Raw genomic sequence first — 12,762 nt, 5'->3', positions numbered from 1 at the left:
GTAAACTCTTTTTTTTCGTAACCAAGAGAACACATGCACGGTATATTTACCTAAAAAGACCGAATCCACTATAATGAATGAGATATTCACCACTATTTTACTTATCAGCCTTCACACAACGAACGATCATCCCCAAAAGAGTCAATTACGATTTTTTACCGGAAAGTGGAAAGGGATAGAGGTAATAGCCATCAAAGCTCATGTGAAAGTAACTTGCAGCAATATAAAGATCAAACATAGAAATCGCCCCTGTTACCGCTAACCGATAGTATTGTAGCTTTTGATTTTCGGGAATGGCGGGGTGTAAATAGATTTCATTCACTAAATGGGAGGTTCCAGTGCGGATCGCTTGTTGTTTGTATTCATCAGGGATTTCCTCATAGAGTAAGTAGGCTTCCACAAACGAGCGCTCTTTGTTTAAGTATGTTGCAATGGTTGCCGGTTCAACTTGATGCTGGTTCGTTAATTGATCAATCAAATAGTATTTGAATCGCCAACTTGTCACTTCTCGATCAATCCCTTGTTTCAATTGTTTTAATAGTATTTCCTCGGTCGTATTACTCTTGGTTGGTAATAGTCGAAATGGAATCCGATCATAAACATGTAACGAATAGAGCACGTTAAACAATGAAAAACCACTCATGAGATAATACTGCCCATCCTTTTGTTCGACTGTTAATGGAGTAGTTTTTGTTGTATTCCATGTTAGTTTAGCTGAATTCATGGGAATATCTTCTATATAACTGGACATAATATCTCTTATGGACAAAAACTTATAAGTTAGCAAATAAAGGCCATCCTTTCTTTGCACGGTAAAAAAATTGGTTTAGAAGTGCAACGATGTACTAGCCAAAGGTTTTGCGGTCGTAAAGATTACTGTAAAAGAAGGTTTATCCTATTCTATGGAACTTCCAGCTTGTCTCATACGTAAAAAAAGGAAGAACCACCTTCGGACAGATGGTTCTTCAGCATAGCACGTAGAGATTCTTGATAAACCCTATGGGTAGTGCACTACAGTATAGAATATGTCATAAATGAGAGGTGGAATCGGCATTTATCAGTATTTTATACAAATTAATGGAACAGTCTAGTATCTAACAGAAATAAAACTAAGGTAAAAAGATTCTGAAAAGTTTGTAACTTTTTGTGTTTAAGCAACGTCTAATCAGTAAGGGTAACTATATCATTCAATGAGTTGTAAAAATAAATTTTGTCAAGAGAGTGGGGGCGTATCATGAAACTAAATCAGTTATTAGTAGGTATGTTATTGCTCGTTGTTTTTATACTTGTCGGGTGTGGACAACGTTTGGATTCCCCTTCTACACAATCCGGAGAAGACAAAGCAGGGCAATCGGATATTCAAGCGATGCAAATCGATAATAATCACTCAAGCAAATGGAGTGAGTTAGCAGCATCAACTAAACAGCAAGAACAAGTAGACACGAAAGAAATCATCCAATTATTGGAGCCAATTGATCAAGTGCGACAAGAAGTAGTCGATCAAATTGAGGACAATGGTTGGTATCAATCAGTCGAAGAAATTGAGCCATCCTTACAAGAATTTGAAACAGTGGTTCGTCCAATTGTAACGCCATATTTTACAGATCGTTTTATTGACGAAGAAATCTTAGCAAATATGGAAGCGTTCTTCTGTTTTTGCGATGCAACGGGGCCAATGCTTGGATCGATGTATCCTGATGTCGTAAATGGATTCAATCAAGATGAGAATGAGCTGGTATTTGAAGCCTTTTTACCATCTGATCAAATTAATAGTGGGCTAAAGGTAGAGGTAACTGCAGTTAAGGCGGAAGATAAATGGAAGGTCGACAGATGGCAACCGCTTTACAGTACACACCAAAAGTCCTTTGATCTATCGGTTGATGAAATTAAAGCCTACTATCAAGAAAAAGGAATGGCGATCAAACATGTTGATACGATAACAGATCCTCATTCACAAGAAAAAGTATATCTGTTTGAACAAGAAACTTCCGATCAGTTGATTGCGATTCAATCGAGGGATTGGTTAATCGTTGAAGGAAGCGACCGAATTGAAGCGTTCTATGAGTGGAGTCCAGCCTAATTAATTCGCATTGAGCATCACCATTTCCCCAATCCGGACGGGACACTTGCAGCGTGTATCTGGTGAGAAACCAGATACACAGTGCCTCATTACTCTCGTGTTAGCAGGTCTTCGACAATATTGTAGATCGATAACAATTCATAAAGGATAATAATTTCAGCACTGAAAAACGTAGCTGTCTCTGAATTCGATTGGTTTGTCGTCCTTTTTTTATTATCCCAAAACTGTTCCATGATTTCTCTAACTGCTTTCTGATGTTCTTTAATTGAAAAGTGATCAGGATGTTTCATCGCATCCGAAATAGTTTCCACTGTAGCGATAATTTTTTTGCGGTCTTCCTCACTCCATGACACATCTTCCAATGGTGTGTTAATCAAGTTTCCTATGTGATAATGAATCAAACGAAGATCTTTCATCATTTCTTGCTCATTGTTAAAAATCGTTCTTGCTTGTTTATCTAACCGGTGATATTTCATCTCTTCTTTTTGAAAGCGAATCAACATATCTGTTCGGTCTAATTTTCTTTTCAATTGTGCAAATGTCGCTCGGATCGTTGCTTCATTATGTTTGGTTGATGTTCCCTCAATAATCAATTTAAGAATGCTTTCCAATTCACTCCCTGTTGTCTTCAGCATAGAATGGATATTAGTTAGAATCCTTTTTGAATAGTTAGGTGGTAAAACAAACATATTGACTGCTGTTGAAACGAGCAGCCCAATGGATGTGGTTCCCAAACGAATGAAAAAAGAAATGATAAAATTACTATGGATCACTTCAATCATTGCAACTGATGTCAATGTTGCTACAAGCAGGCCATCATGGAGTTTTAATTTAAAACAGGTTATAATAGTAAATAAAGCTGCTGCTGTATATGTGATTGGAGAGTTTCCAAACAAGTAAATGAATAACACGGCATATGCTGATCCAATTGCGGAGGCAGGAAAACGAACAATTCCTTTCCGAATCGAATCAGATACGGTTGGTTCAACAGTAACAATTGCCGTTATGACTGCAAATACAGCAGGCCATCCTAACCAATGACAAATCAAAGAGGTTATAAAAACAGCAATACCAGTTTTAATTATTCTACTTCCAAAGATTTTGAATTTTTTCATGATCGTCACCTTTTAACTTGGTGCAACCGTCCGTTTTACTTCAAAACATAAAGTGAAACGGACAATAACACCCTGATTGGTTCAACTAACACTCAGTGGGGAAGAGCAAAAACCCCACTGATTGAAGTTTTCACTTTATAAATGATCTCTATCTCTAGTATAACGAAAGATGGAGCTGTAAAACCAGCTATATGTCATAATTCCAACATAAATGTCGTCCCATCGTACTAAAATAAAATGTAAACGCATACATTTGGTGTAAAGCTACTTAATGGATATACTTCAAATGCAGAACGGCGGGTCGTATGGTTTAAAGTGATATGAGGGGTGATGTGAAAATGTGCAAAAGACTAAAGTTGAAAATGTTGAAATAAATCGTCAAAAAGATTAACTTTCACCGCATTCTTTTCATATAATACAATAAAAATAATCGCTATATCACTTCGTGTAGACAGGTTATTTGCCCATTGATTAAATGAAAGGTTTGGTGATTCATCTGGGTCATTTGAAGGGGGTGACAGGATGCTTTCTGTAAATCGGTTAAAACCATATTATGTCAAGGAAGAGACCAATTGTATCCGCGTTGTATTGGCTTACCAATATTTTTCTTTATCATTAGATGACAAGGTGTATCAGTTTGTTCCACTGGAATCTAGAGAAATCCGGATCAACCGAGAAACACAGCAAGTGGAGAATGAAAATGATGTATTTGTTTTTCAGAAAGGCAAGGAGTACAGTCGTGTAGCATTATCGGAATTGTTAAAGTTAAGTGATTTTAAGGCACACCTTAACTCCATCATTCATCCTTATCTAAACAATGATAAGACCCCTATAAAGACAGAAGAAATTAATCACGTGATCATCGATTTAGAAAAACAAAATTTAAAACGATTAATTGATGAAGCGTTAGAGAAAAGAGATTATGACAAATTTATCGAGTATACGGATAAATTAAAGGAAATGTAAAAGTTTTTGAAACGGTCAATTAGATAGAAACCCTATATCATTACTTAACAAGGAAATGCAGTTCACAGCTCAATAATTATAGCGGCTGTAACGGTTGTAGGGAATAGGTAATCGGTAAAAAACGCTTGAATGTTTATATTCGAGCGTTTTTTACTGTATAATTAACATTGACAGCGATTACATAGTTTGTTGGATGTTGAGGTGAAGGGGCGGATTCTGTTGCATGTCAAACGTAAACAACTGATTTATAGTATTGTTTTAGTTGGTTTTGGGATTAGCTTTGGTTTGATGCTCTATTATGGAGTTAAGACATTTCAAGTGGATGAAGTAAGCACGGCTGGACAAGCTTCCTATGATGTCCATATCGCATTGATTATGGAAGAGGAAGGGAATGAGTACTGGCACTTCATTGAGCAAGGGGCAAAACAGCAGGCGAGACACTATTCCTTATACTTAGATGATATAGGACCGAAGAAATCCGATCCTGAAGAAAAACTTCTAATGATTGATCGAATGATTCGTGCAAATGTCGATGGTATTATTACACAAGGGATTCAAGGCAGTCGGTTTAAGGAGCTAGTATCGAAGGCTGTTGAGAACGGGGTTCCAATCGTAACAATTGATACGGATGTTCCATCTAGTGAACGTGCATCCTATGTGGGAACAGATAATTACCAGGCAGGTGTTCTTGCTGGGGAAACATTAATAGCAGATACAACCGGAAAAAAATTTGTCGGTGCAGTGATCGGCAAGTTTGATGCCCTAAACCAACAAGAACGGTTACAAGGATTTAAGGATGCGATTGCAGAAGTCGAGCGGATTGAGCTTGTTGAGGTCGTTGAATCCAATATTACAGAAATTGGTGCAACCCAAGCGACCTATACACTTTTAAAACGAAACCCGAAAGTCAATGTTTTAATTGGGACGAGTGCACTCGATGGGATCGGAATTGTCCAAGGTATTGAAGAAATGAATTTAAGAATGGGTCATTACATACTGGCATTTGACACATTACCTAGAACATTAGAGTTAATCGAACAAGAAAAAATAGATGCTACAATTGTGCAACATCCATTTGAAATGGGGAAACTAGCTGTTCAACAAATGATGAAGCTCCAAAATGGTGAACAAGTTAAAACAAAAGAATTTACGGATACTGGAGTGATTAGAAAACAAGATGTTCATCAGGGACAAATGACTTCCACGGGTGACTTGCCATGAAGACAATTCGTAGTAAGCTATTTGTATATTTTTTAGTATTCGTTGCCCTTTTCAATGTCGTGTCCCTATCCATTTATGTTAGTTCAAGTAAGTTAATGGACGAATATCATGGTAGTTTTGAGCACTTTCTATTATTTAATTCGATTTCACAAACATCGAATGAGCTTTATGAAAATACGAAATCCTATGTGTTGGAGCAAGAGGATCAAAATCTAACAAACTATTATCAAACATTTGCAAAGTTAGAAATAGAAAAGGATCAACTGCGATCTGTTCAAGACAATGACCAAATTCAACTGAAAAATTATTTAAATATGATCGAGTCACATATGCGACAAAGTGAATTAACGGTAGGGTTTGTAATACGTGATGATATGGAACGGTATACACTACATTTAAATGAATTAGAAAATATAAATGCCTATATTCAAGATATGACTTTAACATTAATTGATATGGAGTTAACCAACTATCAATCTTTTTATATGGACATGCAAGACCGTGAAAATACGTTTCAGTGGTTTATTGTTTTCTTGTTTGTCACAACGGTATTGTTCGCAATCGTGATAGCGATCAGTTTAACAGATGGGATAACAAAACCAATCCAACAATTGTCTACTGCAGCAAAACAAGTGTCTGCCGGAAAGTTTGATGGGGAGCCTGTTACGATCGCATCTAATGATGAATTAAAATTATTGGGCGATTCATTTAATACGATGCGGACAAATATCCGTGATTTAATTTCGGAAATGAAAGACAAATCGGAACAAGAGCGATTGATGAAGGAATTGGAACTAAAACATTTGCAAAATCAAGTCAATCCACACTTTTTATTTAATACGCTTAATACGATTTCGAAAATGGCGTATTTAGAAGATGCAAAATCAACTTCGAATTTAATTGATTCTGCTGCTACATTACTACGACATAGTTTAGGTGATTTAGAAAAATTTGTACGTTTAGAAGATGAGGTCAAGGTTGTTCAAGAATATATCACAATCCAAAAAACGAGATTCATGGAAAGGATGGAGTTTTCCATTGCGATTGATGAAAGTTGTCTATCGATCCCTGTTCCTCGTTTAACGTTGCAACCGATTGTTGAAAATGCGTTTATCCACGGTCTTGAACCAGTAGAACAAGGTGGAAAATTAGCAATAACGATTAACCAAACCGAAGAACACGTCGTGGTAGAAGTAAACGATAATGGGATAGGGATGACAGAGGAACAAGTAAACCGTATCTTGTCCTTATCAAAACCCGAAGATGAGGAACATGTCGGACATTCTACCGGGTTAGGGATGACAAACGTAATCCGCCGACTGCAATTGTTTTACCAACAGGAAGATGTGATTGAAATTGACTCACAAGTTGGACAAGGGTCATCGATACGGTTGTTGTTGCCGAAGGATGTTTTGTAAAGGAGTGTTTTTCGCTGTATAAAAGCTATATTATACGACATAACCTTCGTAATTTTGCTCTCACACTTTTCTGATTGTAATAAGTGTTATACCATCGCTACGGCAGAATACTACGCTTTCCGCGGGCACGGCCTCTGGCCAATTGGTGACGCAGGCGTTACTCGCGTGTCCGTGGCGATCTTAGCCTGTGTTCCTTTATTTACGGTGGTTCTTAGGCTCGTGCTGTTTACGTAGGACAAGGAAGGCTTTGCAGCGATACTTTATTTTCGAGGAGTCTCCGCATTCTGCCTACACTGGGATACGTTATCTGATTAATGATTAGTATAAATACGCAACATATTGACCACATATAGCTATCTGAAATCAATGCACTATATATAGCGAAGGAAATACACGGAGACTCCTACGGGAGGAAAGGCCTAGGTGAGACCCCGCAGCGAGGGACGAGCGAGGAGGCTCATCAGCCGCCCGTGGAAAGCGTAGTGTATTTCCGAAGCGATTATTAGCACTTATTTTATAAAGGACAGTGGAGGTTAATGCGTATTATATAGCAAATGCAAACTGTGCTTAACAAAAGAGTTTAAACACGAAATTGAATTCATCGTTTCTAGATATAGTTTGAAATGGAGGGCGATAAAGTTGAAGCTTGTGATTGCAGAAGATGAGTTGTTAGAGCGGAAAATGATGTGTAAATTTATTGATGAAAACTTCTCTGATATGGAAGTGATAGGTGAAGCGCCGAATGGGCGAGTAGCAATTGAATTAGCCAATCAACTACAACCTAATATAATGCTAATGGATATCAAAATGCCAGGGGTTAGTGGCATTGAAGCAATTGAACAAATTATAGAACAACACCCATCCATGAAGTTTATCATCGTTTCTGCTTATGATTCATTTGACTATGCCAAACAGGCGATGCAATTTGGAGTAAAAGAATACATATTAAAGCCGAGCAAAAAGGAAGAGATGATTCGCGCGATCTTACGAGTTCGAAATGAAGTGGAACAAGAACAGGAAACGCTAAATCATAAAGCGCATTCGATTGAAATCGCTAGAGAACTATTTTTATCAAAAGTGATGAAGCAGGAGATACAAGAAGAAACGATCGAACTACAACAAGAGCTGTTCCCACAATTTCAGTCCGGCTTTTTTTGGACAATAGAAGGAGTTGCAACCGAGAATGTCCCCAGGTTAAAACAGTTTTTGCGCTCCCGTACAGATGACGATGTACTAATCCATCATGATGATCATAGATGTAGTGTTTTATTTATTAGTCATCAGCAACAGACAAAAGCGTTTCTTTTACAATTAGCAAGAAAAGTTCAACTAGAACTAGGGGAGGATGTCTACATCGGCATCGGTTATCCAGCTAGAAAATTGGCTCAGCTCCCACGGTCCTACCAACAAGCCTTTAAAGCAGTCCATATTTTAATGGAAAGAAAACAAACAAACTATGGCTTTCCGGAGGAGAAACGAACAACTGAACAGGATCAGTATACCCGTTTAATAACTGCGATTGAAACAGGTAATGAACAAGAAGCAGTCACTTTTTTTACACAAATCTATGAAACAATAGAAGGACCATTAGACCAGCTCGCTGAAGTCTTTTATACAATCAAACAAATGCATGCAGATAAAGTAGACATGCTAAATACTATGTCGTTTTACCAGTTACAAACAAGACAGGATTGGTATGATTTTATAAAGGTCATTTGTTTACAAATTCAGCAGTATTATCAATCCCAAAATAAAATTGAACGTGCGAAAACTTACATCGAACATCATTATGATCAGCCCCTTAGTTTAGACCAAATCTCCCAATACATTGATTTAAGCACCAATTATTTTTCCAACCTATTTAAAGAAGCAACAGGAGAAGCATTTATTGATTATCTAACAAGATTACGGTTGAATAAAGCAAAGCAATACTTGAAAGAAAACCATTATAGTTTAAAACAAATAAGTGCCATGGTTGGCTATAAAGATCCTAATTATTTTAGTCGTGTTTTTAAGAAGCATGTGAACATGTCCCCAAAACAATATCAAAACAAGATCATAAAAAAATGAAGAGAATCTTTAAAAAGTACAGAAAAAAGTTTCGTTTTAACCGAAGCTATCGTCTTATACTTATACTGTAAGCGTTAACAAAGTTAAACAATTTTGAAGGGGGCTTAGAAAGTGAAAAAGTTACTAAGTTTTTTGTTGTTGGTCGTGATGGTTGTTGCATTAGCAGCATGTAATTCTGACACATCTTCTGATCAAGAAACATCTCCAGATGATTCGAATGACACGCCTGATACATCGGAACAAGAAGCAGAAGGAACCTCAGATGAAGGTAATGATGAAGGCGGCTTAGTTGAGATCTTTAGTTGGTGGACTGGAGCAGGTGAAGAAGATGGGCTACTCGCACTCATTGATTTATTTGAACAAGAACATCCAGACATTACCGTAGATAATGCAGCAGTTTCTGGTGGTGCTGGTACCAACGCCAAAGCTGTATTAGCAACACGGATGCAAGGGGATGATCCACCTTCTACATTCCAAGTACATGGCGGGGATGAACTAAACGAAGGCTGGGTTGCTGCAGGCAAAATGCAACCAATTACAAGCTTTTTTGAAGAACAAGAGTGGATGGATAAATTCCCTGAAGACTTAATCGACATGGTAAGTAAGGATGGCGAAATTTATTCAGTTCCAGTGAACATTCACCGTGGTAATGTGATTTTCTACAATATGGAAGTGTTCGAGGAGCATAACATTGAAGTTCCAACTACATTTGATGAATTTTTTGAGGTTGCAGATCAATTGCAACAAGCTGGTGTAACTCCACTAGCCTTGGGGGATAAAGAATCTTGGACAGCGACTCAAATCTTTGAAAATATTTTACTAGGTGTACTAGGTCCTGATGATTACGATGCATTATTCAGTGGCGACATACCGTTTGATGATGATCGCGTAGTGGAGGCTGTTGAATTATTCGAGCAAACGATAAATTATGTAAACGAAGATCATGCTTCACGTAACTGGCAAGATGCTGCTCAATTAGTAGCAAATGGGGATGCTGCAATGTTGAACATGGGTGATTGGGCCAAAGGTTATTTCTCTAACGACTTAGATCTTGCGACAAATGAAGACTTTGGTTACTTCCCATACCCTGAAACAGATGGTAATTTCATGGTTATCACCGATACATTCGGATTACCTGATGGAATCGACAACGAAGATGATGTAAAAGACTTCCTAGCTGTATTGGGTTCTGTGGAAGGTCAAGATACATTCAATCCATTGAAAGGTTCGATTCCAGCTCGTGTTGACGCAGATCCAGCTAATTATGATGAGTATGGTCAAGATACGATGGAAGATTTCACTAATTCCCGCCTGGCACCAAGTCTAGCACACGGTTCAGCAGCACCTGAAGGGTATTTAACAAAAGTCAATCAAGCTGTAAACATCTTTGTAACACAACAAGATACGGATAACTTCATTAATACACTAGTAAACGCAGCTGCTGACCTTCAATAAACGGGGCGCCCCCGTATTGCTACAGCGATACGGGGGTTTACTCTAAGCCTAAGTTTGGTGTCGTGGCCGGCAAAGAAGTGATACAAAAATAGCGTGATATGTTCAAAATGAAATTGGCACAGTGCACGATTCAAGAAAAGAATTTTGAAAAGCAAATCTACGCTAAAGTTGCATCGGAGTCTATGTTTTTCGCGAAAAAATAACACTCCGTAAGCAACCAGCCAAGATGAAAAAAGAGCGATTGATACCTCTGAAGATAGGAGGATTTCACAATGAAACAAGAGATAAGCACCAATCAACACCTGGAGAGGCAACCAAAACTAAACAAGAAAAAGAAAATTTCAAAAGATAAACTAATGGCAATTGCGTTTTTAGCACCGTCCTTTATTTTGATTGTGATTTTTGTTTATGGATTTATTGGTTGGACGGGATGGGTGTCTGTCAGTAATTGGAATACATTAGTTCCTGACTTCTCTTTCGCCGGTTTAAAAAACTATATTTATTTGTTTAATGATTATCGCTTCCAAGCAGATTTACGAAATACCGTATTCTTTACGATTTTGTTTATTGGATTAGTCATTATTATGGGACTTGGTTTATCGACATTGATTGATCAAAAACTAAAAGGGGAATCATTCTTTCGTAATATTTTCTTATTCCCAATGGCACTATCGTTCGTAGTAACGGGGGTTGTTTGGCAATGGTTATTAAATCCATCAACAGGTTTTAATCAGTTTTTACAAGTGTTCGGTATTCAACCAAAATGGTATACCGATACGAATATCTTAGCAGGGTTTGAGTGGGGAAGTATTGAATTTGGTCTTCCTGTCGCCATTATTGCAGTCGTGATTGCAGCTGTCTGGCAGATGACGGGCTTTTCGTTGGCGATGTATTTAGCGGGATTACGAGGTATTCCTGAAGAACTGCGGGAAGCAGCACGAATCGATGGAGCGTCTGAATTTCAAATTTACCGTAAAGTTATTTTGCCGATTTTAACACCAATCACGGTAAGTGTCGTTATTATTATGGCACACATTTCATTGAAAATATTTGACTTAATTTATGCCATGACAGGATCTGGTGCAAATTTCGTAACTGATGTACCTGGTGTGTACATGTTTGAGACGACTTTCCGCGGTAACTATTATGCAAATGGTTCTGCCATCGCAATTATCATGTTATTACTTGTGGCTATATTTATCGTTCCATACTTAATAACTAGTCGAAAGGGTGATAATTGATGGCAAAGCTAAAACTATCTACCATTTTAAAATATGCGGTATTAATTGTGATGGCGATTATCTTCTTAACGCCCGTCTATGTCATTATCGTTACCAGTATAAAACCGCTTGATGAAGTGTCCTTGGACCATATGTGGGCATTACCAACGGCAATTGATTTTAGTAGTTATATAAAGGCCTTTACAGAACTTGCACCAAACTTTATGAATAGTATCTATTTAGTTGTACCGGCGACGTTATTGTCAGCATTATTAGGGGCAATGAATGGGTATGTGTTATCGAAGTGGCGGTTTAAAGGATCGGAACTATTGTTTACCATCATGCTATTTGGCATGTTTATTCCATATCAAAGTATTTTAATTCCGCTCATTCAATTTCTTCGTTCCATTGGATTGTATAACTCGATTGGTGGGTTAATCCTCACCCATGTGGTTTACGGTTTACCAATAACAACGTTGATGTTTCGAAATTTTTATGCCAATATCCCTGATTCGATGATTGAATCAGCAAAAATTGATGGCGCCAACTTCTTAGGAATTTTTAGGCACATCATTATTCCACTTTCGATTTCAGGATTCGTTGTTGTTGCCATTTGGCAGTTTACCAATATTTGGAATGAGTTTTTGTTCGCGGTAACGATTACGAATTCGGATAGTCAACCAATTATGGTTGCCTTGCAAAACCTATCTGGAAGTCAAATTGTGCAATGGAACGTACAAATGGCTGGTGCGTTGCTTGCTGCATTGCCAACCTTACTTGTCTATATTTTACTGGGTAAATATTTTGTTCGCGGATTACTAGCAGGGTCTGTTAAAGGGTAGGGCGGTGATTATACTATCTTTCTTCCGTTTTTTATTGCGTAATTGATATATAACACGCAATAACCTCCACTGCCCTTTATAAAAATAAGTGCTAATATATCGCTGCGGAAATACACTCCGCTTTCCACGGGCGGCTGATGAGCCTACTCGCTCGTCCCTCGCTGCGGGGTCTCACCGATGCCACTAGTCCCACGGGAGTCTCCGTGTATTTCCTCCGCTTATTCCAGTACTCTGAAGTTTTATAATGCCTTGCTTAATGAAGTCATATACTATATCTTTTTTATGTTAGTTAGTATGTTGTTACATTACCTTGCAGTAAATTCTTTATTTTTCTTTTATAGAGTGGCTATCGCTGATCAGAAAACTTATACCAGT

Annotated in this window: 10 protein-coding genes; 8 read left to right on the top strand and 2 right to left on the bottom strand. The window is 37.8% G+C overall.

The features are described 5' to 3' along the window. Positions 1–145 precede the first annotated feature (145 nt). On the bottom strand, positions 146–724 hold the full coding sequence (locus tag FCI53_RS13060; protein ID WP_138419504.1) for a hypothetical protein: 579 nt from the start codon (positions 722–724) through the stop codon (positions 146–148). A 510-nt stretch (positions 725–1,234) separates the two neighbouring features. Here FCI53_RS13060 and FCI53_RS13055 point away from each other — a divergent pair. Further along, positions 1,235–2,080, top strand: a complete 846-nt coding sequence (locus FCI53_RS13055) for a hypothetical protein (RefSeq protein ID WP_138419503.1) — start codon at positions 1,235–1,237, stop codon at positions 2,078–2,080. Positions 2,081–2,169: 89 nt separating this feature from the next. Here the strand turns inward: FCI53_RS13055 and FCI53_RS13050 are convergent, their stop codons facing one another. Then, the gene (locus FCI53_RS13050) at positions 2,170–3,195 is read right to left on the bottom strand and encodes an aromatic acid exporter family protein (RefSeq protein WP_138419502.1); all 1,026 of its coding nucleotides are present in this window, start codon (positions 3,193–3,195) and stop codon (positions 2,170–2,172) included. A 522-nt stretch (positions 3,196–3,717) separates the two neighbouring features. Here FCI53_RS13050 and FCI53_RS13045 point away from each other — a divergent pair. The 7 genes from FCI53_RS13045 (at position 3,718) to FCI53_RS13015 (ending at position 12,387) form a co-directional block, all read left to right on the top strand. Next, positions 3,718–4,161 (top strand): IDEAL domain-containing protein, encoded by a 444-nt coding sequence (locus tag FCI53_RS13045; protein ID WP_138419501.1) that lies wholly within the window; start codon positions 3,718–3,720, stop codon positions 4,159–4,161. A gap of 219 nt (positions 4,162–4,380) precedes the next feature. After that, positions 4,381–5,382 (top strand): substrate-binding domain-containing protein, encoded by a 1,002-nt coding sequence (locus tag FCI53_RS13040; RefSeq protein WP_246050102.1) that lies wholly within the window; start codon positions 4,381–4,383, stop codon positions 5,380–5,382. Next, entirely contained in the window at positions 5,379–6,800 is a 1,422-nt protein-coding gene (locus FCI53_RS13035; RefSeq protein ID WP_138419500.1) for a sensor histidine kinase, read from the top strand. The genes FCI53_RS13040 and FCI53_RS13035 overlap by 4 nt, the downstream gene beginning before the upstream one ends. 648 nt (positions 6,801–7,448) lie before the next feature. Beyond that, the gene (locus FCI53_RS13030; RefSeq protein ID WP_246050107.1) at positions 7,449–8,870 is read left to right on the top strand and encodes a response regulator; all 1,422 of its coding nucleotides are present in this window, start codon (positions 7,449–7,451) and stop codon (positions 8,868–8,870) included. A 147-nt stretch (positions 8,871–9,017) separates the two neighbouring features. Continuing rightward, positions 9,018–10,325, top strand: a complete 1,308-nt coding sequence (locus FCI53_RS13025) for an ABC transporter substrate-binding protein (protein ID WP_138419547.1) — start codon at positions 9,018–9,020, stop codon at positions 10,323–10,325. 356 nt (positions 10,326–10,681) lie between these two features. Next, complete coding sequence (locus tag FCI53_RS13020; RefSeq protein ID WP_425457181.1) at positions 10,682–11,566, top strand: carbohydrate ABC transporter permease; 885 nt, start codon at positions 10,682–10,684, stop codon at positions 11,564–11,566. Continuing rightward, positions 11,566–12,387, top strand: coding sequence for a carbohydrate ABC transporter permease (locus tag FCI53_RS13015; RefSeq protein ID WP_138419497.1), 822 nt, complete (start codon positions 11,566–11,568; stop codon positions 12,385–12,387). The genes FCI53_RS13020 and FCI53_RS13015 overlap by 1 nt, the downstream gene beginning before the upstream one ends. The last annotated feature ends 375 nt before the right edge of the window (positions 12,388–12,762 follow it).

This window comes from Aquibacillus sediminis (genome assembly GCF_005870085.1).
Classification (GTDB): Bacteria; Bacillota; Bacilli; order Bacillales; family Amphibacillaceae; genus Aquibacillus_E; species Aquibacillus_E sediminis.
Note: the sequence above shows the minus strand (reverse complement) of the source record. Positions and strands in the feature narration are given on the sequence as shown.